24 protein-coding genes are annotated in these 26,106 nt (G+C 57.3%); 21 read left to right on the forward strand and 3 right to left on the reverse strand.

From position 1 onward, the window contains the following. Positions 1–130 precede the first annotated feature (130 nt). The 15 genes from Q674_RS38795 to Q674_RS38860 all read left to right on the forward strand — a co-directional run bounded on the left by Q674_RS38795 (position 131) and on the right by Q674_RS38860 (position 15,257). Entirely contained in the window at positions 131–2,809 is a 2,679-nt protein-coding gene (locus tag Q674_RS38795; RefSeq protein ID WP_031210486.1) for a PD40 domain-containing protein, read from the forward strand. A gap of 22 nt (positions 2,810–2,831) precedes the next feature. Further along, positions 2,832–3,584 (forward strand): SH3 domain-containing protein, encoded by a 753-nt coding sequence (locus tag Q674_RS38800; protein WP_023009961.1) that lies wholly within the window; start codon positions 2,832–2,834, stop codon positions 3,582–3,584. Continuing rightward, on the forward strand, positions 3,554–4,198 hold the full coding sequence (locus Q674_RS38805; protein WP_014421172.1) for an outer membrane beta-barrel domain-containing protein: 645 nt from the start codon (positions 3,554–3,556) through the stop codon (positions 4,196–4,198). The genes Q674_RS38800 and Q674_RS38805 overlap by 31 nt, the downstream gene beginning before the upstream one ends. A gap of 12 nt (positions 4,199–4,210) precedes the next feature. Further along, complete coding sequence (locus Q674_RS38810) at positions 4,211–4,714, forward strand: TlpA family protein disulfide reductase (protein WP_031210487.1); 504 nt, start codon at positions 4,211–4,213, stop codon at positions 4,712–4,714. A gap of 19 nt (positions 4,715–4,733) precedes the next feature. Further along, positions 4,734–4,970, forward strand: coding sequence for a DUF4266 domain-containing protein (locus Q674_RS38815; RefSeq protein WP_014421175.1), 237 nt, complete (start codon positions 4,734–4,736; stop codon positions 4,968–4,970). A gap of 28 nt (positions 4,971–4,998) precedes the next feature. Next, entirely contained in the window at positions 4,999–6,117 is a 1,119-nt protein-coding gene (locus Q674_RS38820) for a DUF3570 domain-containing protein (RefSeq protein WP_051993070.1), read from the forward strand. Positions 6,118–6,136: 19 nt separating this feature from the next. Continuing rightward, positions 6,137–6,688, forward strand: a complete 552-nt coding sequence (locus Q674_RS38825; protein WP_023009964.1) for a hypothetical protein — start codon at positions 6,137–6,139, stop codon at positions 6,686–6,688. Between the two features lie 20 nt (positions 6,689–6,708). Then, positions 6,709–8,643, forward strand: coding sequence for a tetratricopeptide repeat protein (locus tag Q674_RS38830; protein WP_227501260.1), 1,935 nt, complete (start codon positions 6,709–6,711; stop codon positions 8,641–8,643). Continuing rightward, complete coding sequence (locus Q674_RS38835; RefSeq protein WP_227501261.1) at positions 8,636–11,518, forward strand: tetratricopeptide repeat protein; 2,883 nt, start codon at positions 8,636–8,638, stop codon at positions 11,516–11,518. Before Q674_RS38830 ends, Q674_RS38835 begins: the two co-directional genes overlap by 8 nt. After that, complete coding sequence (locus tag Q674_RS0121030) at positions 11,505–12,074, forward strand: tetratricopeptide repeat protein (RefSeq protein ID WP_031210490.1); 570 nt, start codon at positions 11,505–11,507, stop codon at positions 12,072–12,074. Before Q674_RS38835 ends, Q674_RS0121030 begins: the two co-directional genes overlap by 14 nt. Before the next feature lie 15 nt (positions 12,075–12,089). Further along, the gene (locus Q674_RS38840; protein WP_023009968.1) at positions 12,090–12,401 is read left to right on the forward strand and encodes a hypothetical protein; all 312 of its coding nucleotides are present in this window, start codon (positions 12,090–12,092) and stop codon (positions 12,399–12,401) included. Positions 12,402–12,534: 133 nt separating this feature from the next. After that, entirely contained in the window at positions 12,535–13,242 is a 708-nt protein-coding gene (locus tag Q674_RS38845; protein ID WP_023009969.1) for a MotA/TolQ/ExbB proton channel family protein, read from the forward strand. 25 nt (positions 13,243–13,267) lie between these two features. Continuing rightward, positions 13,268–13,780: an ExbD/TolR family protein gene (locus Q674_RS38850; protein ID WP_023009970.1), complete on the forward strand. Its 513-nt coding sequence runs from the start codon at positions 13,268–13,270 to the stop codon at positions 13,778–13,780. Beyond that, the gene (locus tag Q674_RS38855) at positions 13,777–14,277 is read left to right on the forward strand and encodes an ExbD/TolR family protein (RefSeq protein ID WP_023009971.1); all 501 of its coding nucleotides are present in this window, start codon (positions 13,777–13,779) and stop codon (positions 14,275–14,277) included. The genes Q674_RS38850 and Q674_RS38855 overlap by 4 nt, the downstream gene beginning before the upstream one ends. A gap of 5 nt (positions 14,278–14,282) precedes the next feature. Next, positions 14,283–15,257 carry an AgmX/PglI C-terminal domain-containing protein gene (locus tag Q674_RS38860; RefSeq protein ID WP_023009972.1) on the forward strand — a complete coding sequence of 325 codons (975 nt, stop codon included), beginning with the start codon at positions 14,283–14,285 and terminating at the stop codon, positions 15,255–15,257. A 42-nt stretch (positions 15,258–15,299) separates the two neighbouring features. Here Q674_RS38860 and Q674_RS38865 read toward each other — a convergent pair whose 3' ends face one another. The 3 genes from Q674_RS38865 to Q674_RS38875 form a co-directional block, all read right to left on the reverse strand. Beyond that, a complete protein-coding gene (locus Q674_RS38865) occupies positions 15,300–17,024 on the reverse strand; it encodes a diguanylate cyclase domain-containing protein (protein ID WP_023009973.1) in 1,725 nt (574 codons plus the stop codon). 80 nt (positions 17,025–17,104) lie between these two features. Continuing rightward, positions 17,105–18,904: a PHA/PHB synthase family protein gene (locus Q674_RS38870; protein ID WP_023009974.1), complete on the reverse strand. Its 1,800-nt coding sequence runs from the start codon at positions 18,902–18,904 to the stop codon at positions 17,105–17,107. A 70-nt stretch (positions 18,905–18,974) separates the two neighbouring features. Continuing rightward, complete coding sequence (locus Q674_RS38875; RefSeq protein ID WP_023009975.1) at positions 18,975–19,331, reverse strand: phasin family protein; 357 nt, start codon at positions 19,329–19,331, stop codon at positions 18,975–18,977. 145 nt (positions 19,332–19,476) lie between these two features. Between Q674_RS38875 and Q674_RS38880 the strand changes: the two genes are divergently transcribed. The 6 genes from Q674_RS38880 to Q674_RS38905 all read left to right on the forward strand — a co-directional run bounded on the left by Q674_RS38880 (position 19,477) and on the right by Q674_RS38905 (position 26,103). Further along, a complete protein-coding gene (locus tag Q674_RS38880) occupies positions 19,477–19,797 on the forward strand; it encodes a TraR/DksA family transcriptional regulator (RefSeq protein WP_023009976.1) in 321 nt (106 codons plus the stop codon). A gap of 30 nt (positions 19,798–19,827) precedes the next feature. Then, complete coding sequence (locus tag Q674_RS38885) at positions 19,828–21,291, forward strand: SLC13 family permease (protein WP_023009977.1); 1,464 nt, start codon at positions 19,828–19,830, stop codon at positions 21,289–21,291. Positions 21,292–21,479: 188 nt separating this feature from the next. Further along, the gene (locus Q674_RS38890; RefSeq protein ID WP_011785280.1) at positions 21,480–22,280 is read left to right on the forward strand and encodes a C39 family peptidase; all 801 of its coding nucleotides are present in this window, start codon (positions 21,480–21,482) and stop codon (positions 22,278–22,280) included. 55 nt (positions 22,281–22,335) lie between these two features. Then, complete coding sequence (locus tag Q674_RS38895) at positions 22,336–23,346, forward strand: hypothetical protein (RefSeq protein WP_011785279.1); 1,011 nt, start codon at positions 22,336–22,338, stop codon at positions 23,344–23,346. A gap of 39 nt (positions 23,347–23,385) precedes the next feature. Continuing rightward, entirely contained in the window at positions 23,386–25,011 is a 1,626-nt protein-coding gene (locus Q674_RS38900; protein WP_014421190.1) for an OmpP1/FadL family transporter, read from the forward strand. Positions 25,012–25,029: 18 nt separating this feature from the next. Further along, positions 25,030–26,103 carry a MalM family protein gene (locus tag Q674_RS38905; RefSeq protein WP_023009978.1) on the forward strand — a complete coding sequence of 358 codons (1,074 nt, stop codon included), beginning with the start codon at positions 25,030–25,032 and terminating at the stop codon, positions 26,101–26,103. Positions 26,104–26,106: the final 3 nt, after the last annotated feature.

The following is a 26,106-nucleotide window of genomic DNA, read 5'->3' on the forward strand; positions in this document are numbered from 1 at the left end:
CTTTTTGACAATTGTTAAAAGTTTACGACTTGCTATATCTTAAAAATTGAGTCCCAGGCCACGTTATTACATTGCGTTACGTAAAAGCTTTGGAGTGACAGGTTCGAACCGACTTAATTTATGTCATGGAATGTCATCCACCACAGGGTTTGTTACATTGGAAGTCACGTCATCGGTTCTCTCTGCTCGCTATCACCGTGGTCGGTTGCTGGCCTGTATCGGTGCGCTGTCGCTGACAGGATGCCTGTCTGGCGGTGACAGCCAGAAGGCTGATCCGGTTGTGGTCGAGGAGCCGGTTGCCTACATAGAACGGCAACTTGTATTCAATGAAAACACCGGATCGCTGGTTGAGGATGACCTTGCGAACCCCGCAGAATTCAGGCCAGGCGCCCGCCTTTTGCTGAAGTCCAGCGCCGCAGCACGATCTTCGGCAAAGGATATATCCTCTGCTGCCTTATCTGGTGGTACCCCTGGACAGGGGGTCTACGATGTCAAAGATCTTCACGTGTCCCAGGATGGAAACCGGTTACTGTTTGCCCTGCGTGCCCCAGAGATAGAGGGTGCCGACGATGACGAACAGCCCACCTGGAATATCTGGGAATACGATCGAACCGCGGCATCGCTTCGCCGTATTATTGATTCGGATGTGACCGCCCGCGCGGGTCAGGACGTGTCGCCGGCTTATCTGCCTGACGGCCGGATTGTTTTCTCATCCACACGCCAGCGCGTATCCAAGGCGATTCTGCTGGATGAGGGCAAGCCTCAGTATTCCGGCCTGGACGAGGAACTGGACAGTCCGGCGTTTCTGCTTCATGTCATGGATGAGGATGGCCGCAATATCGAGCAGATCACCTTTAACCAGAGCCATGACCTGGACCCCGTGGTTATGGGCGATGGCACCATCATTTTCAGTCGTTGGGATAATGCCGGTCAGACTCGAAACAATGGTGTGAACCTTTATCGCATCAATCCTGACGGTACCGGGTTGAGCTACCTTTACGGCCGGCATTCCCATGAGTCCATTCCGGAAGCCGGCGACATCCAGTTCCTGCGGCCTCAGGCACTGGATTCAGGCAACCTGCTGGTCCAGTTGCGCCCCTTTGAAAGCGACGACTATGCGTCGGTGCTGGCAGAAATTGATGTTGAAAGCTTTGTTGAGGCCAATCTTCGCGTCGATGGCACTGAGGCTGTGGGACAACGCTCATTGATTCCGGGCATTCGCCTGAATGGAGAGTTGTCTCTTGACGGGCGCTACGGGTTTGCGTCGCCGCTACTGGATGGCACCGGCCGTTACCTTGTCAGTTGGACTCCTTGCCGATTGCGGGAAGTTGCGACCGATCGCATTGTAAATTGTACGGAAGACCGACTGGCTTCTGACCAATATCGTCCGGCCCCCCCGGTGTATGGGCTCTGGCTTCTGGATGCGGCTGAAAGCACCCGCCGTCCGATTGTGACTGCGGTAGAAAGCGTCCAGTTTGACGAGGCCTTGCTGATGCGAAGTCGCCCTCTGGAACGTTTTATTCCAGAGGCCCAGTTCCCCGGCGATGCTGGCGCGTTGGCGGATGACGGCTACGGAATTCTGCACATTCGCAGTGTTTACGATCTGGACGGCACGGACACCACGCCAGCCGGCATCCCCGCCATGGCCAATCCGGTGCAAACGCCCCCGGAGCAGCGGCCAGCAAGATTCCTGCGGCTAGAGAAGCCCGTGGCGATACCCGATGACGACGTACGGGATTTTGACAACAGCGCTTATGGGCGAAGCCGTGGCCAGCTAATGCGTGAGATCCTCGGTTATGTGCCTGTTGAGCCGGATGGCTCGGTGAAAGTGGCGGTCCCTGCCAATGTTTCCTTTGCGATCAGCGTGCTGGACGGGCAGGGGCGAAGACTCGGGCCAAGGCATGAGAACTGGCTGTCCGTGCGCCCTGGCGAGACCCGGGAGTGTTCAGGTTGCCATGATCCGGATAGCTCCGCTCCTCATGGCCGCACCGATGCCGGCCCCGCGCCCGCCTGGGCTGGGGCGCCAACCACTGGCCGGCCTTTTCTGAACACTAATCCTGCACTGTTTGCCGACATGGGCGAAACCATGGCCGAGGTCTATGGTCGCATCAACGGCATTCGCCGACCGTCACCGGATCTTGAGTACGAAGATGAATGGACCGACCCGAATGTGGCGCCATTGGGCGCGAGTTTCGCGTACGCTTACGGTGACCTGGACACGGCTCCGCCCATTTCCGGTGTCTGTGCTGGGGAGTGGTCGCCGAACTGCCGTATTGTGATTAACTACGAACAGCATATCCATCCACTCTGGGGTAAGCTCCGGCAGGAAGTGGACCCTGTCACCATGGACGTCATTTCTGATTCCACCTGCACCGGCTGCCACACTACCGCCGATGCAGCAGGCGCTGCTCAGGTGCCCGCCGGGCAGCTGGATCTGGGCGATGGCCCGTCATCTGCAGAGCCGCTGCACTTCAATTCTTATCGCGAACTCCTCTATCCGGACAACGAGCAGGAGTTGATGAACGGCGCCCTCGTGGATGTGCGGGTGGATTCCGGGGAGGTGCTAAGGGATGAAGAGGGCAATCCGATTCTTGATGCTGATGGGAACGAGCAACCGATCATGGTCACCGTGCCGGTTCGGCCATCCATGTCTGTCAATGGCGCTCGGTTCAGTCGATTCTTTGGTGTGTTCGCAGCCGGTGGCAGCCATGAAGGTTTTCTGAAGCCTTCCGAACTGAGGCTGATTTCAGAATGGCTGGATATTGGTGGCCAGTATTACAACAACCCCTTCGATGCCCCGGAAGACTGATCCAAGGACTCAAGCTCGCGCCATGCCCATCGCCATTCTCATGATTTTACTCTTGCTCCCTGCCCAGAGTTGGGCCGGTGGGTTATGGGGCTCGGAGGGCCAGGATGTGGCCCGGGTGCAGGTAACCGAAGCCTATCTGTCCTGGAGGACGGGCCCGGCATCCGGATACCCGGTGTTCCATACAAGTGAGAAAGGGGAGTGGCTGACCATCCTTCAGCGCAAGACCAGCTGGATCAAGGTGATGGACTCCCGAGGCAGGGAGGGCTGGGTGTCGGTGGCGGACCTGGCTCAAACCGTGGATGTCACGGGAGAGACCGTGAGCCTCCAGGTTCCTGACCTGGATTCGTTCGGGAAGCGACGGGCAGAAGCCGGTTTGATGATGGGCGAGTTTGACGGTGCTGCCGTGATGGCTGGCTATGGAGGTCTTTGGCTGACCCGGAATCTGTCTGCAGAGCTGTGGGGGTCTCAGATTCTTGGCAGTGCCTCCGAGATTCGGATGGTTAATGGCAATTTGGTGCATCAGCCATTTCCGGACTGGCGGATATCGCCTTTTTTCACCCTGGGGATTGGCCACATCTGGGTTGAGCCGAAAGCGTCTCTCGCCCAGCCGGAGGAACGTGATAACAGCATCGGCCATGCCGGCCTTGGAATCAGGGCCTACATCACTGATCGATATTTCATCCGTGCCGAGGTGAAGGACTACAAAGTCTTCACGACCCGGTCCACCAACGAAGAAGCGACAGAATGGAAAATCGGACTAAGCATCTTTTTCTGAAACCACTGTGCCTTGCGGCAGGCCTTTGCACCGCTGCGGCAGGACAGGCGCAGGAAGACCGCCCGCTGATCGAGCCCGATGTGACGCCGGTGCCGGTTACCGAAGCCCTGATCGATACCGAAAACTTCGAGATCGGGGCATTTGTGGGTGTGCTGAACATAGAGGATTTTGAATCGTCCCTGTTGTACGGCGGCAAGCTGACATACCACCTGAGCGAATCGTTCTTTTTCGAAGCAGGTGTGGGCTTTGCGGAAGGCGGCGAGACCAGTTTCGAGAAGCTGGCCGGAGATGTGGAGGTGCTGACCGACAGTGAACGGGACTATAGCTACTACAACATCAACCTGGGGTACAACGTGCTGCCGGGTGAGGCGTTCCTCACAGAGAATTACGCCTTCAACACCAATTTCTATCTGATTGCCGGGGCAGGGGCCACGGAGTTTGCCGGCGATACCCGTTTCACCCTGAATGCGGGTGCCGGCTATCAGGTTTTATTGACCGACAGCGTGTCGGTGCATTTTGGGGTACGGCAACACTTTTACGACATTGATGTGCTTGGGGAAGAGAAGACCTCCGTCAATACCGAGGTCAGTACCGGGTTGTCTGTGTTTTTCTGAAATTAAGGAGGAATGGCTGTGAGAGCATCCATAGCAAGACTGGCATTGGCGGGTGTACTGGCCTGCGCGAGCCCCTTGGCCGCGGCTGAGGCCATTAACGTACCGGCGCCAGACTTTACCCTGGAAAGCCGCTCCGGGGAGAACCTGCGGCTGGAGGATCATCGGGGCGAGGTCGTTATGCTCAACTTCTGGGCTTCCTGGTGTGGGCCCTGCCGCCAGGAAATGCCCCTGATGGACGAGCTATACAGCCAGTACAAGGATCTCGGTTTCATCATTCTGGCAGTGAACGTGGATGAGAATCGGGACGAAGCCCTCCGTTTCCTCGACAAGGTGCCGGTCAACTATCCGATTCTTTACGATCCGGAAAGCTCGGTCAGTGAACTGTATGAGGTTCAGGCCATGCCAACGACGGTGATGATTGACCGGAACGGCAATGCCCGATATCTGCACTACGGCTACCAGCCAGGTTACGAGGATGAATACGAGCAACAGATTCGCGAACTGGTGCGCGAGTAACTTCTGGACGGTGCCCGCTATGCGAATTTTGTCGATCCTGTCGTCCCTGTCTCTGGTTGCACTGCTGCTGATGGCGACCGGCTGCAGCTCGGTAAAACCCTGGGTGAAACCCTACGAGCGTGACAATCTGGCGGATCCGGTCATGAGTCTGAGCAGGCATGGCACGGCTGACGCCTACATGCATCACGTCTATCAGGCCAGAGAATCCGCTCGCGGCGCTGAAGGCGGTTCAGGGGGTGGCTGTGGCTGTAACTGACAGATTTCGGGTTGCTGCACTCAGTCTGATGGCCCTGATGGCGTTACTCACGGTTCAGTCCGCCACAGCGGCGACCTTACCCGTGGACAAAGTAGACGTGCTCTATCATCGTTACGATGGTGGCGGCATGGTGATTGATGGCCCGTCGGTGCTGGTCCGCAAAGGCATTGGACCCCAGGTCTCATTTTCCGGTCAGTATTACGTGGATTCTGTGTCTGCTGCCTCGGTGGATGTATTGGCGACAGCCAGTGCCTACGAGGAGGAGCGCACAGAATACACCGTGGGTGTGGATTACCTGTACGACAAGGCCATTCTGAGTCTGGGTTATACCAACAGTACGGAAAATGATTACGAAGCCAATACCCTCTATTTTTCGGTGAGCCAGGAATTCTTCGGAGGCATGTCCACGGTGACCATGGGCTATGCCAGTGGCTGGGACGAAGTGGGTCGGGTTGGTAATGATTCCTTCAGCGAGGAAGCCGATCGTCGTAACTACCAACTGGGCCTTAGCCAGGTCGTTACCCGTAACAGTCTGGTAGGCCTGGACCTCGAAGTGGTCACAGACGAGGGTTATCTGCAAAACCCGTATCGTGTGAACCGCTACATTAATCCCGATAATCCAGCGGAGTTCCTGACTCAACCGGAACAGTATCCGGAAACCCGAACCAGTACCTCCGTGGCCGTGAGAGCGCTTTACTATCTGCCGTATCGCGCCTCAATACGCGGTGAATACCGCTATTTTTCAGATACCTGGGGCATTAACGCCCATACCATGGAACTGGGCTACGTGCACGGGTTGACCCAGCACTGGACCCTTGAAGGTTCCGTCCGCTATTACACCCAGAACGAGGCGGATTTTTACAGCGATCTTTTCCCGTTCAAGAACTCTCAGACCCATCTTGCCCGGGACAAGGAGCTCAGCTCGCTTTCAGGGACAACCCTGGCAGTAGGCGCGGTGTACGAATGGAAACAGACGTCGCTTCCGGGCATTGATCGTCTGCAGTTCAGTCTGTTGGTGGACTGGCTGAATTTTGATTATGACAACTTCCGGGATGTCACCGCGGCCGGAAACTATCTCCCCGGCGAAGAACCCCTTTATTCCTTCGATGCCTATGTCACCCGGGCGTCATTGATTCTTGAATACTGAGCATGCAGGAAGAACGACCATGGCCACTTGCTTGAACTCCCGATTTCCGGCGCTGTTAGCGGCATTGACCCTCGCCCTGACAGCCCCTGCCTTCGCCCAGTCCAATCCCGGGGAGGAGAAGGACGAGACCGCGGTCGCCGAGCAGGTTGAGGCCCTCAAGAAGAAGGTTATCCGGCTTAACCGGGATCTGTTTATCCTTGAGGAGGACCTGCTGTTTCCGGCCAACACCCAGGTTGCGGTGTTTCTCAGCGTGGATGCTGGCAAGTTTCTGAAGCTGGATGCGGTCAAGCTGAAGGTTGACGACGAGATCGTTGCCTCTCACCTCTATACCGAGCGTCAGGCGAAAGCACTTGAACGCGGCGGTATGCAGAGGCTTTACGTGGGCAACCTGAAGACCGGAGCCCATCAGGTGACGGCGTTCGTTGAGGGCATCGGGCCGGATCAGCGGCCTTACAAACAGGCAGCGTCGCTGGAATTCGAGAAGGGCACCGGCACAGCTGCACTGGAGGTCCGTGTTGAGGATCGCTCTTCCGATTATCAGCCCTCAGTTTCCATCGTGGAGTGGGAGTAAGCCGCGCCGTGGGATTGACAGTGATCAAGCCATTTCGAACGCGTTCGGTATTGTTTACCGGCGCTTTGTTATGGCTGACGATGGTTGCTCCGGCCCAGGCCGATGAGCCCGGACCTGAGCGGGCGAAGGACCTTCGGTACGGTTGGGCTCTGTATGAGTATCATCAGGGCAATGTCTTTGAGGCTCTGACCCAGCTGGCGGTTGCCAGTGAGCAAGGCGGTATCGAAGGACATGGTGATCACCCGGCTTTGGTAGAGGGTGGGCTGATGTTGTCCTGGGGCATGACCCGTGAGGCCAGCAAATTGTTCACGGAACTGCTCGGTAGTGACGGCGCGGGTAGCACACTTTCGCCGGAGGTTCGCAATCAGGCCTGGTTCTATCTGGGTAAGGTGTTTTTCCTGGAAGGTAATCGTGAGCTGGCCGGCGAGAATCTTGAGCGCGTGGATGGTGAGATACTCGCTGAGGCCAACCATGACCTCTTTCGGGAGTGGGTTTATCTGCGAGCACGAGTGGCCATGATGTCTTCGAGGATCGAAGACGTATCGAAGCTGACGTCGCTAAAGGAACAACTGGAAGACACGGACATCTGGTCCCTTTACCTGCAATACAATTCTGCCGTCGCCGCTCTGGACGCGGGAGACGTCGCGACAGCCGAGGCTGAACTGCAGACACTCATCGCCATCATTCAACAGTCTGCCGATTCCGCCGAACCAGAGGCCGAACGCGAAGGCCTGTTGGACAGGGCCCGACTGTCACTTGCCCGGCTTTACCTCAGGGATGGCCGGTTCGACGCGGCGCTTGAGATCCTTGGCGACATGCCGCTGAATGGCGTATTCGCTGACCAGGCCCTTTTCGACTATGCCATAGCGGCGGCCGGGCAGGGCAGGCCGGATCGGGCACTTGATGCGCTCGATACGCTGTCGAGCAGGGATCTGTTTTTGCCATGGCGCCAGCAGGTTCCGTTCGCCCGGGCCTATGTTCTTGAGCAGATGAACAAACCACAGCGAGCATTGCCGGCCTTCAGGCAAGCGGCCGACCTTTACCAGGCCCGTATTGAGGAGCTGGACATTATCCGGAATCGGCTCACTGAAGAGAGTCTGATGGCGCAGCTTGACTTCACTCGTGACAGCGACGGGATTCTCACGGATTCCTACGGCCGTTTGCGGGTCCAGCCTTCCGATTTCGGCATGGCCGAAGTGCTGGCTTCGGAGACTTTCCAGCAGGCGCTTGCAGAATTGAACGAGCTCTACCAAATGCAATCCTTTATCGCCGAGCGGCAGTCCCGGTTTGAATCCTTCCGAATCATGCTGGAAACCCGCGAACAACAGCGTCAGGTGCGGATTGCGGAAACTCGTCGGGCGCTCGAAAGCCAGCAGGCGAACCAGTGGCAGACATTGCATGAGGAATTCAGGGAAACGATCGCCACTGCGTTGGCTGAAGAAGACGCTCAATTCTTCATGACCGCAGAACAGAAAGCACTGAGAGACAAGCTCAACGAGGTTGAAGAAACTCTGGCGGGCTTGCCTGACGACGCCACCACGGCCAGGCAGCGTGAGACTTACCGGAGGATGCGTGCCTACTTCGACTGGTGGATTGCGGATGACTATGGCTTGAATCGCTGGGCGGCGCAAAAGCAGTTGCGGGAGCTGGATCGTGAAATGCAGCACTTCCAGGCCCAGCGGCAGAGGGTTGAAACCCTGATGTCCGACGATGGCCGCCATGCTGAACTGGCTCGCCGCATTTCTGCCAGCGAGCGCGAACTCGCCACCCTTGGCCAAGAGGTGGCGGTTGCATTGAGCAACGCCCGGCGAATCCTCCTGAGCCAGGTAGACAGCATGCTTGTCGCCCAGCAGGAGGAGCTCAATGGGTATCTGGTGGCTTCCCGCCATGCCCAGGCCAGGTTGGCGGACCAACTGTTCCGTAGATCGCAAAACCCGGGAGCCGGTGATGAGTAACGGGACTCCTGGAAAGATGGTGAAAGGCCTTGTCGTAGCAGGTGCGCTGCTCATGGCCAGTGGCTGTCAGATGTTACAGTCGATGATGCCCGCCGGCGACGAGGAAATGCCCAGGGTCCGTGAGGGTACCCTGGCCGCGCTTCCGGCGACTGAAACCCGTCAGGTTCAGGGTATCGAGGCTGGCAGCGGCCCCGCGGATGATGTCTCCATCGAAACAGTGATGGAAAGCTACAAGGCGCTTTTGCCGCTGGTGGACGATCCCCGCAAGCTGGTTACCATCCGCCACCGGCTGGCCGATCTGGAATTCCAACGGGCGGAGCGGAAAATGGCCGATACCGCTGTCGATGAGCTCGCCGGTGCTATCGAGGCCTACCAGCGTCTTCTGTCCGAATACCCGGAGCGCGAGGGCAATGACAAGATCTATTATCAGCTTGCCAGGGCCTGGGAGCTTCGGGGCGCGACGCCCCAGCAACTCGATACTCTGGATACTCTGGTCCGGCGGTACCCCGATTCGGACTACTGGATAGAAGCTCAGTTTCGCCGCGGCGATCTGCTGTTTATCGATGGCCGATACCGGGATGCCGAGCAGGCCTTCAACGAGGTTACTCTGGCCAGCCAGGAGCGTATGGCCGATGCCTCATTTCTGGTGAACGCGCATTACATGAAGGGCTGGAGTCTGTTCAAGCAGGCGCAATACCAGGAAGCCCTGTTCAGCTATGTAGAAGTGCTTGATTTGGTGATGCCTGAGGGGCAGCCGGTGGAAGATGTGGATCAGCGGAGCCAGACCCTGATCGAGGATCTGTTCCGGGTCGTAGGGCTGTCCCTGTCTTACCTTGATGGCGCGGAAACCCTGCAGGCGTTGTTTCGCCAGACGGGCGGGCGTCCATACGAAATTCTGGTTTATGACCGCTACAGTGGGCTTTTGGTCGAGAGGGAACAATACGGTGACGCCATCGACGTATTTGAAGCCTTCATAGAAGACCACCCTGCGAGTCCCTGGGCGCCTCGCTACCACATGCGGATTATCGATACCCTGGAACTGGCCGGTTTCACCCGTACTGTGCCTGAACGAAAGGCCGACTTTGTGAGCCGTTACGGAATTTACAGCGCCTATTGGCAGTCAGCGGGCCCCGATGCGATGGGTTTCATTGAGCAACAGCTGGAGCAGCTTCTGCCTGAGCTGGCAGACCGTCAGTATCTGTTGGCGGGGGAAGTCATGGATGAACAGCAGGCCAACGATCACTACCGCAAAGCCGCCAGTTATTACGCCGAGTTTGCCGCTACCTTCCCGGATCATCCCCGCACACCGGAGCGTCTGTTCCTTCTGGGTGAAACCTATCTGGAGCTGGAAGACTGGGCGGAAGCCATCGCCGCTTTCGAGCGTGTGGCCTATGACTACCCGCAGGACACCGTATCCGGGCGGGCAGCCGAAGCCGGCTACGCGTCGGTTCTGGCTTTCCGTGAGTATTCAATAACCTGGAACAGTCTATCCGTATCAGAACAGGCGGCTTATCAGGAACTGCAGCAGTTGAATCGGCTGCGGTTTGCAAATGCGTTTCCCGAAGACCCCAGGGCCCCGGCGGTGTATTACATTGCACTGCAGCGGGAGTTTGACCGGAAAAACTGGGAAGAGACCGTCAATATGGCGGCCCGGCTTGTGACCTGGCAGCCCACGCCTTCCGCTGAGTTAACGACAGAAGCCTTGCTGTTGTCTGGCCACAGCCTCTCTGAACTGGCCCGATACTCCGAGGCGGAGCAGGCTTACCGTGATGCCCTGGCAACCATGGCCGAGGATGATGAGCGAAGAAGCGGGGTACGTGAAAACCTGGCCGCTGCGGTCTATCGGCAGGCCGAGCAGTTGGCCGATGCCGGTAATGTGGAAGCTGCCGTCAGCGAGTTCCTGCGAGTCGGTGCTGTGGTTCCGGAATCCGCACTAAGGGCAAACGCTGAATACGATGCCGCCTCACTTCTGATAACCGCCAAGCTCTGGGAACCGGCCATTGGTGTGCTGACCAGTTTCCGAAGGGCTTTCCCGGACCACGAATTGATTGATACGGTCCCGGCAAAACTGGCGTTGGCCTATCGTGAAACGGCGCAGTGGGAGCGAGCAGCCGACGAATTGCAACAAATGGTGGCTCTGGCGACAACGCCGGAAGAGCGAAGAGAAAACCTGTTGATTGCAGCAGAGCTGTACGATCAGGCCGGAAACCGTGACAAGGCCATCGATACCTGGCGGAATTACGCCAACAGCCATCCCGAGCCGGCCGATGTCTACATGGAAGCGGCCAATCGGCTGGCTGAGCTCTATCAGCAAGCTGATGACACCGTAAAAAGAGATTACTGGTTGCGCAAGCAAATGGAAACGGTGGACCGGAATCCGGACGCGGCGGACGACCGCATGCGCTACCTTGCCGCGTCAGCCTCGGCCATTCTCGCCCGCGAAGCGCTTGCCCGGTATGACAGCATTCGCCTGACGTTGCCACTGAATGAGAGCATGGCTGCAAAGACCGATGCGCTTGAACGGGCAGTTAATGCCTACAAGAAAACCGCCAGTTACGGCCTTTCGACGTTCGCAACCGAGGCCGGATACCAGATTGCCCATATCTATGGACGCCTCGGTGCCGATCTGATGGGTTCGGAGCGGCCCACCGGGTTGAGTGAGCTTGAGCTGGCCCAGTACGAGCTTTTGTTGGAAGAGCAGGCCTATCCATTCGAAGACAACGCCATCGATATCCACGAGCAGAACATCCGGCGGGCCCGGGAGGGCATTTTCGATGAGTGGGTCAAGCGCAGCTACGAGGCCCTGGGAGTCCTGCTGCCAGGACGCTACCGGAAGGAAGAAGTGACGTCGGGGGTTGTCTATGAACTCGATTAAGTCCGGTGGTCTCTGTCTTTGGTTGTTAGTTGGGTTGTCTGGATGTGTCACGGCCCCGACGCCGCCAGAATCTGATCCTCAGGCCGAGCTGGCTGTCCTCGAGGCGTCATTCAGGGAAGCGGTCCGGGCCATGGAGCAGGGCAACTTTGCCGAAGCCCGGACCGTTTTTGAACAATTGGCCCGGAACTATCCGGACAAAGCCGGCCCCATGGCCAACCTTGGCATCATTGCTTTCCGGGAAAGGGACGCCGATGGCGCGAAAGAATGGTTTGAGCTCGCGCTGGCAGTCAATCCTGAGCATGTCCAGGCGTTGAATCATCTGGGCGTGATTGCCCGAAATGCCGGAGAATTCGATGAGGCGGAACGGTATTACCGAGCTGCGTTGGCGGCGGATCCGGATTACGCGCCTGCGATTCTTAATCTGGCCTTCCTGCTGGATATCTATCTGGGTAACCCTGCCGATGCGATCGAACTCTATGAGCGTTATCAGTCGGCTGCCAGCGAACCGCACCCGAGACTGGAAGACTGGATATTTGATGCGAAAAACAGGATCTGATTTGGATAGGCTGATATGAAACGTCTTGCGCCGATCATTCTGGCCGCCTCCGCTCTGATAGCTGCGGCGCCCATGCTTTACGCCCAGGACACCTCGGGTGTGGTAACCATCGAAGGTACCCGCATTCGTGGCGACCAGGAAGTGCCCACAGTCATGTATCTGGTGCCCTGGCAACCACCGGAAGTTGAACAACTTCGGGCGCCAGACGAGCGGCTCATGGTTAATCAGGGGATTGCGCCGCTGGAACGATATGAATTCCAGAGGCTGGTGCAATACCACAACGAATTCCTGAAACAGACACAACCGGCAGATGAATCGCCAGAGTGAGACATTCCTCACATCTGCTCTGTGTTCTTGCGCAAAAATAAACAAACCCTCACACAGACTTGCGCGAACTTACCCTGTCCGGGCGAGCTCGCGAATAGACTGATCTGAAAACGGACCATGGAGTGCCCAGAAAATGATCGATACCGCCGTTCGCTTCTTCCAGGAAGGTGGCTTTTTTATGTTTCCGATCGCCGTTGTGCTGATCATCGGACTCATTGTTGCCATTGAACGTTACGTCTACCTTTCCGCCCAGAAACTGACCAACCGTCGGGATTTCAACCGCCTGCATCAGATGATTGCAAAGCGCGATCTGAAGGGCGCCTTGAATTACACTCAGGAGTCCGGTAGTGCCATGTCCACCATGATCGGCTTCGGCCTTCAGCGCCTCGCCCGCCGCCAGGGTCGCGAAGAGATCGAATACGCCATGGAAGAGGGGTTGCTGGATGTTATGCCTCGGCTGGAAAAGCGCACACAGTACCTGGCAACACTGGCCAACATTGCCACGCTGCTGGGCCTGCTTGGTACCATTATCGGCCTGATTGCCGCCTTTACCGCAGTAGCCGCAGCGGATCCGGCCCAGAAAGCGAGCCTGTTGTCCCAGAGCATCTCGGTCGCCATGAACACTACAGCGTTTGGCCTGATGTCAGCCATTCCGATGCTGCTGATCCATTCGCTGCTGCAAACCAAGACCAACGAGATTGTTGATAGCTTCGAGATGGCCGGCATCAAGGTTCTGAACCTCCTCAGCGATGGCTCCGGCAACAAGTCCGGTGCACAACCACAGGGTCAGACTGCCGCTGCGCCGGCACAGGTCGCGACACCGGCCGGTAGCCCGGCCTGATAACCAGCCAGAAGGATGTCAGGCCATGAGACGGAAGCATCGTCGCCTACAAAGTGAGGCAGATCTCGACATCACGCCCTTCATGAATCTCATGATAGTGCTGGTGCCGGTACTGCTGCTGAACATGGTGTTTGCCCACACCAGCGTTCTGGAACTCAACTTCCCGACCGGCGAGAGCCTGTCGGCAGAGCAGGCCGAAGAACTGCAGATCCAGGTTGTGATCTATGAAGATCGGCTGGTTGTTGCAGACAACCAGGGCGGCGTCATCAAGGACATACCCCGGCGGGAGGGCGAGTATGATTTTGCTCTGCTCAAGGATGTCATGAAAGAGATCAAGAGTCGGGTGCCGGACAAAAAGGATGTGATCATCATGCCGTCCCGGCAGACCTCCTATCAGTCTCTGGTTTCCGTTATGGATACGGTGCGCTCCTATGAAGCCGTAGTGGCTGGCAGTGTTGTCGAGGCAGAACTGTTCCCCGAAATCTCCCTCGGAGATGCACCTGCCCAGGCCTCGGGCTCCGCGGAGGTAAGTTCATGAAAGAATCCGCGAAAGCCCGTCGTCTGAAACGGCATTACCGGCGCAACAAAAGCCAGGGAAAAATGAACCTGGTGTCGCTGATGGATATTTTTACCATCCTCGTGTTCTTCCTGATGGTGAACTCTTCGTCTGACGTACAGGTACTCAACCAGAACAACACCATCAAATTGCCCGATTCGACTGCCCAACAACCCCCGGGTGATGTACTGGCACTAACCGTGACCGACCGGGATATCCTGGTGAACGGCCGGCTGGTGGTGAAACGCAACGCGTTCCAGACCTTCGAGGGGCAGGTTGAGCCATCGCTGAAGCAGGAGCTCGACTACCAGGCCAGTCGTGCGTCGGCGCCAGCACCGGAGGCAGGTCGCCCCATTACCATTCTTGCGGACCGGGAACTTCCTTACGAGCTGCTCAAGAAAATCATGTCCACCTGTGTGGACGCCGGTTATGCCAGCATTTCCCTGGCGGTTAATCAGCGCACGGAACAGGGGGCCTGAAGCTAATGGATTATCGCTACGGATTGCCCTGGAATCAGGAGAGGGGAGAGCGCAAGAGACTGTTTGCGGCGGCGGTTGTCGTGGTGCCCCTGTTTCTGATTTTTGCGGGCTATGTGAGTTGGGTTGAGTTGCCGGAACAGGATCGGCAGGAACAGGAAGCCTTGCCGCCCCAGTTGGCGAAGCTGATTGTTGAGAAAAAGGAGCCACCCAAGCCGGTATTGCCAGAGCCCGAGCCGCCAAAGCCTGATGAAAAGCCCGTGGAGCAGGCGAAGCCTGAGCCAAAACCCGAACCCGCTCCAGCGCCGGTTGTTCCAGAACCGGAAGTGGCTGAAAAGCCGGAACCAGAGCCCAAACCGGAAGAGGTGGCCAAGGCTCGGGAAAAGGCGAAAAACACAGGTATTCTGGCCATGGGCAACGAGCTGTCGAAGATCAGTTCGCTGGCGGAATCGGTCAAACTGGATAGTCCGGTTACCAATACGGCCGAGCCGATCGCCAGGAAGACCGGTGATACCCTGGCTTCCCGCGCTACCGAAAACACCCGCAGTAGTGGCGTGAACGAAACCGCTTTGAGCCGGGAAACCCGTGAGCTTGCCCTGGCAGAACGGGAGCGCGCGGAGGTGGCCGAGGCGGAACGTGTGGCTGCGGTAAAAGAGACGGTGCGCAGGGAAAAGCAGGAAACTGCCTCGAAATCGCGTAGCCGGGAGGAGTTGCGCCGCACCATGGATGCCAACAAGTCCGCCATTTACAGCATCTACAATCGCGAGCTGCGCCGAAAACCCTCGCTGCAGGGCAGTATCACGCCCGAACTGGTTATCGAGCCAAATGGAGCGGTTTCCAGTTGTTCGGTCGTGGAGTCAACGCTCAATGAACCGGCACTTGAGAGCAAGATCTGCAACCGGTTGCGGCTGGTGGATTTTGGCGCACGGCCAGGGGTAGACAAGACCACCATTCGTTATCCGATCGAGCTGTTGTCGAGCTGACGGTTTGCTCCGGATCAGGGGTGGTGGCTGGGCCGCCCCTGATCAGGCACTTTCAACAGCGTTGGGCGCAAACAGCTTGTAACGGTTCCGGCCATCCCGCTTGGCGCGATACATGGCAATGTCAGCACCGTTGATCAGTTCCTGTACGGTCGTGCCATCTTCGGGATACAGGCTGATGCCAATGCTTGAACCCACGTTTATATGGTTGCCGTTAATCTGATAAGGCCGCTTGTTTACCTCGATTAACCGGTCGGCTACGGCGAACACATCAGAAAGTTGTTCCATCTCCGGTAACAGCACAATGAACTCGTCGCCCCCCAGTCGGGCGAGGGTGTCGTCTTCCCGCAGGCAATCTTTTACCCTGGCGGTGAACTGAAGCAACAGGTCGTCCCCCACGGCGTGGCCCAGGGTGTCATTCACTTCCTTGAAACGATCCAGGTCCATAAACATCACCGCAAGCAGCATCTCCTTGCGGTGGGCATGGCGAATGGCGTGATCCAGCCGGTCTTCCAGCAATCGTCGGTTGGGCACGCCGGTGAGGGCATCGTAGTAGGCAAGCTGTCGGATCTGTTCCTCGTTCCTGCGATTTTGCGTGATATCCGTGAACAGGCCCGCGTAGTGTGTGGTATTGCCGTCATCGTCGGTGATAGCCGTAATGGTCAGAAGTTCCAGATAAAGCTCACCGGTTTTTCGGCGATTCCAGATTTCTCCGCGCCAGTAGCCGTGGGTTTCCAGGGAATTCCACATGCGCCGGTAGAACTCGCTGTCGTGGCGCCCGGATGAGAGCAGATCCGGTGACCGACCGATGACCTCTTCGGCGGTATAACCGGTCAGTTGGGTGAATGCCGGGTTGACGAATTCAATGCAGACGTCTTTGTCGGTCACCATAATGCCTTCAAAAGACGATTCAATGACCCGCTCCGCCAGTTGCAGTGTTCGCCTGGATTTCGCTAGGGCCTGATCCCTTTGTTCGAGGGCTTCGCGAAGATCGTCCAGATACATCTGCTCAGCCCCGGTCAGCATGTCGTGGTAACCGATAAGGCCGGTAACCTCTCCAAGCTGATTGACCACGGCAAGATGGCGGATGCGATGATCTATCAGCAGATCGCGGGCGTGAATCAGCGGGTCTTCTTCGTTTACGGTGAGAAGAGGCCGGGTCGCCAATTCATTGACCAGGGTGTTGCTAGTGTGGCGGGCAATAAACCGGACCATATCCCGCTCGGTCAGAATCCCCAAGCCTTCCTCGCCGCAATCGACCACCACCGCATCGGCATGATGGCGATGCATGTAACTGGCCACTTCCGCCAGAGACTGGTCGCCCCGAACCACCAGTGGCGGGCGCGGTACGGCCGCCCGCACTTCCCGAAGTCGCAAGTAGGGTTCCAGGCCCTGGTTGAGGGCCAGATCGGTTTGGGAAAGGATACCGACCGGTTTGCCACTACTGTTAGTCACCAGAAAATGGCGTTTTCCGGTATCACGCAAACGAACCGCGGCTTCACCGGCATCCAGAGTCTCGGGCAGGGACAGCACAGGTGAGCTCATCACTGTACTTACCGGCTGCCGGAATGTTTCGGGATCTGTAAAGTCGATCGCCAGGGCGTCATGTTCTGTCCAGATACCAACAACCGTTCCGCCATCGGTAATCAAAATGGAACTGACCGAGGTTTCGGACATCCGGGCAGCCGCATCGGCAATGGTTGTGTCCAACTCACACTGAAGCAGGACGCCCGTGTGCATAATGCGTGATATCGGAAGCGGCTGCCCCATGGGCACTCCTGTTATTCTTGGTCGGTCTGTTGCGAAGAATTCGGTAAAAGTGAACCTTCGCTCATTTATATTGAAGTCTATCAACCCCCGGCTTCCGATGCCTTAACTTTTACGTAGCTTCCAGGCGCGTCCTCAATCGCCTCAAGCGGGCCTTCCCCGGGCTGACGGGGCTGAACTTGCCCTCCCTCGAAAGTTGCCAGCCATTCACGCCAGTGTGGCCACCAGGAGCCAGGGTGATGTTCTGCGCTATCAAACCAGTCATCCGCTGAGCCTGGCAATTGGTTATTGGTCCAGTACCCGTATTTTTCCTTGTAAGGGGGATTGATGACCCCGGCAATATGGCCGGAACCGGACAGAACGAACTGCACATTGCCACCGTAAACCCCGGCGCCCCGATAAGTCGTTTTCCATTTAGCGATATGGTCCTGGCGGGCGGAAAGGAAGAAGGAAGGTACCCTGATGGCGGAAAGATCAATGCTTTCACCCGCAATCGTCAGGGCATCCGGCTGCACCAGCCGGTTATGCAGGTACATTTCCCGAAGGTAGTAGCTGTGCATTCTGGCGGGGAGGTTGGTGCCGTCGGTATTCCAGTACAGTAGGTCGAACGCTTTGGGTTTCAGGCCTTTGAGGTAGTTGTTGGTCCAGTACGACCAGAACAGATCGTTTTCCCGCAGCAGATTGAAGGTAAAGGCCATGGCCCGGCCATCCAGATAGCCTTTGCGCTCCATGGTGCGTTCGATGCCGCGGATTGAGTGATCGTTAATGAAAACGCCGATGCCGCCAGGGTCTGAAAAATCCAGCAGGGTGGTCAGATAGGTGGTGCTGACGATCGGGTTACGTTGTTTTTTTGCCAGCCAGGCCATCGTAGTTCCGAGCAGCGTACCACCAATGCAGTAGCCAATGGCATTCATCTGGGGCTCGCCAGTCGCTTCAGTTACGGCATCAATGGCAGCCAGCGGGCCCAACGTCATGTAGTCGTCCCAGCCCCGGTTTTTCTGGGCTGGCCCGGGATTCCGCCAGGAAACCATAAACACCGTCTGGCCCTGGTCTACCAGCCAGCGAATGAAGGAATTGCGTTCGGTGAGGTCGAGAATATAGAACTTGTTGATCCAGGGGGGGACGATCAGAAGCGGGCGCCGGGCCACGGTTTCAGTTGTTGGCGAGTACTGGATCAATTGCATCAGTTCATTCTGGTACACCACTTTGCCGGGCGTTGTTGCCAGGTTGCCGCCCACCTCGAAGGCCGAACGGTCGGTCATGGCGACGTTGAACAGATTCGGGTTCTGCCGGATATCGTCTACCAGGTTGCGGGCCCCATCCACCAGATTCATGCCCTTTCGCTCCCAGGTTATCCTGAGGACTTCCGGATTGGTCAGCGGGTAGTTGGAAGGTGAAAGCGCGCTCGTCAACTGGCGGGCGTAGAACAGCATCTGGTCGCGACTCGGGCCGGGCAGACCCTCCATACCTTCAACCCAGTTCAGGAAGGCGCGGGAGTTGATCAGATAGGCCTGCTGGAGCACATCAAAGGACAGATGCCGGTGCCAGTCCTCCGCCATGAAGCGCCGGTCGTCCGGGTCCGGTTCGGCGACCGGTTCCATCGGTTTGCCGGTGAGTCTGGTCAGGGTGTAGCGAGCCAGCCCCAGATGTTTGCGGGCAAGATCGATTTCTGCACTGGCGAACCGGAGCGGGTGCAGCAGCAGATCTTCGGCCATGGTTCGATAGGCGTCCGAGATTTCGCTCAGCGTCGAGAGTTTGGTGTCCTCCATCATCCCGGTGTCGCCGAGCCATTTTTCCAGCTGTTGCTGGCCCTGGCGGACGTTGTCCTCGAAGGTTTTCACCAGATTAGTGGCGGTTTTGCTCACGAAATCCAGACCGAACATAGGGCTCTCCTGCCGCTGAATAAAAAACGGCCGGAATGGATACCATTCCGACCGGTTTTGGTCCTGCCTTTCAGGCTACAGATTTGGAACCGCTGGCCTTGGCGGTTGGTGTCTTCTCTTTGGCAGGTTCGCTCGAATCCTGTTCAAAGGCTTTCTGTACCTGGTCACGGGTTTCGCTGAAGTAATCCTGCCAGGCTTTCCAGTCCTGGGTGAACTGGTCACTGAGGGATTTGAGGGTCTCTGCCTGGTCGGTGGTCAGTTGCTTCAACCCATCCAGATCGCGAACTTCGGCGACTTTTCGAGCCTGGTCCATGGCGACATCGGCATAACGACGAAACGCATTCATCTGCATTTCGGCGGCCTTGCTGAACTGGGTGAAAAGGGTTTCGTTGAGGCGGTTAGCCTTGTTGATCATATCCTGGTTCATTCGTTACAACTCCTTTGTAGTGATTGTCGGAACAAGTAGTTTAGCTCACGTTCGATGACACGATTTTGACAGGCATCAAACCGGCTTCCACCCTATCTCCTAGTCTATAGTTAAGCAGATGGCACATAGACCCGGGAGGCATTCGATGGCAAACCGTCAATCCGAACTGGAAACCCTGAAAGCAGACCTTGAAGCCAGGCTGTCCCGCTACCAGGCGCATCAGCGCAGGGAGACAGGGGCTCTGGAAAAGGATTTCGAAGAGCAGGCGAGCCAGACCCAGAACGATGAGGTAGTGGATTCCCTGGAAGCGGAAACGCGAGCGGAACTCCAGCAGATTGATCACGCCCTGGAGCGGATAGAGCAGGGCGTCGGCAACGAATGCGAGCAGTGTGGTAATGACATCGATCCCAGGCGGCTTCAGGTATTGCCGTATACCACGGTTTGTGTAGATTGCGCGTCAGACTGACAACCTGGACGCAAAAGTACAGGATGAACAATGGCTGAAGTGCAACGCAACGACGGAACCCGTTCCGGGCTGCCGAAGAGTCAGGTAATTGGTCTGATCCTGGGGGTGGCGTTCCTCCTGGCAACGCTGGCCCTGCCTGCGCCAGGCTCCATGGGGGCGGAGGCCTGGGCGGCGCTGGGGCTCATGCTGCTGATGGCCACCTGGTGGTCCACCGAAGCGATACCGATTCCGGCCACAGCCCTTTTACCGATCGTGCTGGTACCCGCGCTTGGGCTTGGCACTATCGGGCAGGCAACGGCGCCCTATGCCAATCCGATCATCTTCCTGTTTCTCGGTGGGTTTACCCTGGGCCTGGCGATGCAGCGATGGAATCTTCATCGGCGTATTGCCTTGCTGACGCTCAAAGCCATGGGCGATCAGCCCAAGCGACAGATTGCCGGCTTCATGCTGGCGACGGCTTTTTTGAGCATGTGGGTGAGTAATACCGCAACCGCCATCATGATGTTGCCCATTGGCTTGTCCGTGGTAGCTATGATGGACAACTCGAACCCGGAGGGTGTTCGGAAGTATGCAACAGCGCTGCTTTTGGCCATCGCCTACTCTGCAAGCATTGGTGGTATTGCGACTCTGATCGGGACCCCGCCCAATGCTTTGCTGGCGGCCTATCTGAGTGAAAACCAGGGCATCTCGGTGGGCTTTGCCCAGTGGATGGTGCTGGGGGGGCCGGTCACTCTGGTAATGCTGGTGCTGACCTGGTGGTGGTTGACCCGGAGGGATTTCGGAATTGGTCAGGCATCGGACAGCGGCCAGATGATCCGGGATGAACTGGCCAAACTCGGAGTCATGAGCCGGGGAGAGCGTTTGGTGGCCGTGGTATTTGTCATCACGGCAACGGCGTGGATTTTCCGCCCGCTGTTGTCTGCCAGTCTCATGCCCTGGTTGAGTGATACCGGCATCGCGATCGCGGCAGCGATCGCCATGTTCCTTATCCCGGTAGATGCCCGTCAAGGCACGTTTGTGCTGGATTGGGATTCCGCCAACAAATTGCCCTGGGGAGTACTGTTGCTCTTCGGCGGTGGCCTGGCGATGGCGGGGGTAATCAGCAGCTCCGGTCTTGCGGAATGGATCGCCGGCAGTCTGGGCGTGGCTGGTGTATTGCCAACCATCGTCATGATGGTGATAGTGGCCTCAGTGATTATTTTCCTGACCGAAGTGACAAGCAATACCGCCACTGCCGCCGCCTTCCTGCCATTGCTGGGAGCTCTGGCCATGGCGCAGGACGTGTCTCCGTTGCTCCTGACGGTCCCCGCCGCGATTGCAGCCAGCTGCGCCTTCATGATGCCGGTGGCCACGCCGCCTAACGCGATTGTCTTCTCCAGCGGCCACATGCAGATTTCGGACATGATCAAAGCGGGTTTTGCCCTGAATCTGATGGGCATTGTGGTCGTCACTCTCATCACATACGGGTTGCTGGGGCTGGTGTTCTCGCTCTGATGCTCCCCGCCACTTCATGGCTTTGCCTCCGGTCTTGAACCAGTTCTCATACCGGTTCCCGGAGGCCCCTTCTGCAGCGACAGATTTGAGGCACAGTTATCTTTAAGCCAGTTGCGATTTCGGTATCGTACGGTAACAACATGTAACCCGATAAGTTGCACGTCTAATAAAAACAGGGACTTTCCAAAATGCTGCTGGTGCTGGCCGGATCCATTCTCACGTTCACCATGGTGCAGGAAGCCACCGAGGTCGAGCCATTCGATCGTGGCACGATTGTTCTGGAGCAGAAGGTGGATGCCAGCCCTGTCGAGCTTCGGTGGGACACCCGGGTCGAACCCCTGGTAGAGCAGAAATTCCGCAATATCGTTCGTCAGGCGTACGACTACAGTTGCGGCAGCGCAGCCCTGACCACGGTACTCAACTTCTATGTTGGCCGGTCTCTGACCGAACGCCAGGTGATGGAAGGTTTGCTGCACTACGGTGAGAGCGAGCGCATCGTTGAGCGCCGCGCTTTCTCCATGCTTGATATGAAGCGGCTGGTCACAGCCCTTGGCTATCCCTCTGGCGGTTTCAAGGCAGAAATCGAGGACCTGATGGAGTTGGACCATCCGGCAATCGTTCCCATTGATCACGCCGGTTTCAAGCACTTTGTGGTGCTGAGAACCATCCGGGACGGGCGTGTTTACCTTGCAGACCCGGCGGTTGGCAATATTTCCTTCACCGTGGCGCAGTTTCAGGAGAAGTGGGACGACAACGTACTATTCATTGTCTTCCCGGGCAGCGACAAACCCCTGGATAACCTTGAGTTGAAAGAGGAAGACCTGCGCTTTGTGGATGACCAGACAATGACTCTGCTGGCCATGCAGCAGATTCCAGCGTTCCACGAGTCAACGGAGAGACGCATTCAGAACTTGCTGGAACGCCAGAAGAACAATCCGGACGGTAGCGTGGAAAATACCCGCAAACAGCTCCATTACCGTCGTCATTAATTTTCCCGGTTGTTTGATCGGGCAGGAATAAAACAAATAAAAGTAGGGAGTCAGGATGAATCGTTGGTTTGTGCGAGGTTTTATCCTTGTTTCCGCGGCTGGTCTGCTTCCGGGCATGGCCATGGCTCAGGAAGGGAATGTGGATCAGGCGCGGGAAGCACTGGCGCGTCAGGAAGGGGATGAGGATTCTACCAAACAGCTGGAGGAAGTGTTCCAGGCTGCCGAAAAGAACTACTCACTGCAGAAGAAGGGCACCCACTCCCTGAACTATTCGTTCGATTATTCCTATACCGGCGACCAACGGCTGGATCTGGCGATATCGAACGGCTCGGTGCGTAATCTGGACGTTGTTCCATCGGCCACCCATAACTTCACAAATGCCTTTTCCTACGATTACGGGTTACTGGATAACCTGACCATCGGCACCCGTGTTCCACTGGTAGTGAAGTACGACACCCAGGACGAGCTGAACGTTTACGACTTCGGCGATATCTCCTTCACCGGACGTTGGCAGCCGTTTGCCTATGTGCCTGGCAAGATGTCGACCACCTTCTTTGGCACCCTGAACAGTAAAACCGGCGTCAGTCCCTACGAAATCGACATCAACGAGCAGTTGTCCACCGGCAGTGGCTATTACTCCGTGGGCGGTGGCCTGAGTATGTCGAAGGTACTGGATCCGGTGGTGGTCTTTGGCTCGGTCAGCGCAACCTACAACCTCACGGTCGACGGTCTGGAACAGGTTCGGGGCGCCCGGCTGCTACAGGAGGTGGAACCAGGGTTCGGCTTGTCCGGTTCTCTGGGTTTTGCCTACTCCCTTTCCTATGACATCTCTCTCAGTGTGTCTGGCCAGCTCAGCTACAGCGACGAGACGGTGCTGACCTTCTCCAACGGTGACCAGGCCGTGGCCCAAGACCAGATGACTGGCTTCCTCAGTATGTCGCTGGGCACCCGTCTCAGCGATATGACCATCGTGAATACCAGCCTCGGGATCGGTTTGACGGAGGACGCGCCGGACTTCTCCCTGGGTGTATCCCTGCCCATCAATTTCTCTGGCCTCAAAGAGTGATTGAAATCGAGGACGTTTCAAGGGAAGGGGAAGGATTTCATGGGACAAGCTAGTCACAAGCGACATCTTCTGGCCGCCGCCATGGTCGCAGGCGTATCCTGCGGGGCCCAGGCACAGATGACGCAGAACCTGACGATACACCCGAAGGCGCTGGCACTGGGTAACGCCGTTACAGCAGATCCCCCGGGACTGATGGCCATTCACTACAATCCAGCGGGCCTGACCAAACTCGACGGGCGCCAGCTTGAGGTGAACCTCCTCAGCATCTATCTGGATATTGACGCCGACTTCTACGCAGATGAAGACTACGAGATATTCGGAATCAGCGGGCTCGAAACTGACCCTTTAACCGGAAAGCAACGCGACCCGATTGCGAACAGCAGTAGTCATACCAACAACGTAGCTCTCTATGTGCCGGGTTACGGCATTCTTCGTATGCCCCCTGGCCCTGCCGTTGCGCCATCAGCGGGTATCAGTATCAAGCCGCCGGGTTCGAAGCTGACGTTCGCCAACGCTTTTTATCTGCCGATGGCCGCAGGCTTCTACCGGGATAAAAACGACCCCGGTCGCTACCAGCCCCAGGCGGCCACCCTCCAGCGGACCACCTACCTGTCTCCCACCGTCGGGTATGAGATCAATGATGAATGGTCTGTGGGCGCGGGCATTCATCTCTCGCATTTCGGCTTCGCAGCGGACCAGTACATGCGGGCGCCAAACCTGCTGATGGGGGTGGCAGAGGTTCTGCAGGATGCCTTTAACTGTGAAAGCGGTGACGAGCCCCTGCAGCCCTGGCTTGCGTTGTGCGGCGGTAATGTCGGCCCCTGGGACGATATCGGGGCTATGAGCCTGAATCTGCAGGAAACCATCTCGCCCACCTACGCCCTGGGCGTTATGTGGGAGCCGACGGACTGGTTCCGCTGGGGGGCCAGTTATACCTCAGAAGCCGACATGAACCTCAAGGGGCAGTTCGAGATACAGTACACCGATGACTGGTCCGGATTCTGGCAGAGTGTGAATGGCTCTATTCTGGGCGCCATATCATCGGCCATTCTGAGCCTGCCCTCAGGTGCACCGCGGGAGGCGGGCAATGTCAGCATGGATCTGGTTTACCCACAACATTTTCAGACCGGTATAAGCGTGGATGTTCATCCCAAGCTGACCGTGAACGCGGATGTGGGCTGGACGGATTTTGCCCAGTGGGATGCCTTCAATTTCCAGTTTGATCGTAACCTCGAGTTCCTGAACGCGGCACGCATTCTGTCGCCGGACAATGCCACCTCGGATACCCTGCGCTTGCCGTTGGGTTTCAAGAGCCAGTGGAACTGGGCTTTTGGTGTGGAGTTCCATGCATCATCTCGTCTGGATCTGCGGGCTGGGGTGGAAATCCGGGACTCGGTTATTCCGGACGACCAGCGCTCGATTATGGCGCCATTCGGGGGCGCGAACCTGTACAGTATTGGCATGGGGTACAAGTGGGATAAGGACACGGAAATTGATATGAACCTGTCGTATCTGCAATCGATTGAGACCATTCCGGCCGACACCAGTTGCAACGTGAACTGCGACAACATCACCAACATCATCTATAACCCCTATGCCGACCTCACCATCAAGACTTCCCTGCGGGTGGTGATGGCAGGCTTGAGCTTCCGAACCAAATTCTGATCCTGACAGGGGGCTGTGATGGGACTTGGTCGATACAGCGGACTGGCGGTCGGTGTGTTTGCGCTCGCGTTGCTGGCAGGTTGCCAGACTGGAAGCAGCGGCGTTGCCGAGCGGGAAGGCTACTTTTCCTGGGTGGATGAGCAGGGCAGGGTGCGTTATTCCCGGATTCCCGACGCCCAGCGCGAAGACGTTACCCCAGGTGAGCCGGATGCCAAGTCCGTCGCCATCTCAGGCGAAGCCACCGGGTCTGAGGCTTATCGGCCGGCCTCTGGCAGCGACCGCGGCGCCGCCGCAAAGCTGGAAGAAAACCTCGAATACACCACCGAGAATTATCCGGATGGTGAGGAGCTGGCGAAAAAAGGGTTTATCCGGCCTGGCCAGCGGCAACCCTATTTCACATGGCGTGATGCCGACGGCATTGTCCGTGTCAGCTATTACACCCCGGATATGCGAACCGAAGAGCAGAAACAGGCGGATCAGGCGCCGGTCATGCTCAGCGATGCCAGCGTATACCTGCCGGTTACTGTAGATGACCATACGCCGGTTGAGGGCCATGATCCCGACGCCTTTGCCATACTGGGGATTGAGGAAACGGATTCGTTTTTCCCGGTATTTGCCGAAAGCTGTTGCCAGACCCTGCCAGCCCGGGATTTCCTGCAGTGGCAGGAAGGACGTGAGTTTGGTGTTGATTTTGAGGAAGACACGCCCCGCCACCGTTTCAGTACGGGTGATTCGCCCTATCGGCTGATTGCCCTGCCATCCAGTACCTTTGTCCCCGGGTTTGTGATGCGGCTGCGTTCCTACGCCCACAATGGCGTGCTGGTACCCAGCCTGGCATTTCTCGACAAGGACTTTCAGCCCGTGCGGATTGTGACGGACCTGGTTATGAACTACGAACCGGAAAACTGGCGCCGTCGCGGGTATCTGGAAAGCTGGGTGCCGGCGTTTCCCGGCCAGGGCGAGCGCTGGCTGGTGGTATTCACCCGCCCGGAAGACCTGGCTGGGCAAACGGTGACGGAAGCGGGCGACACGCCCAAAGCGATTCCACACGTTGAAACCGGAGAAATTGGCATCACGACATTTGAGGAGTGATGG

This window comes from Marinobacter sp. EVN1 (assembly GCF_000475375.1).
In the GTDB taxonomy this organism is placed as follows: domain Bacteria; phylum Pseudomonadota; class Gammaproteobacteria; order Pseudomonadales; family Oleiphilaceae; genus Marinobacter; species Marinobacter nauticus.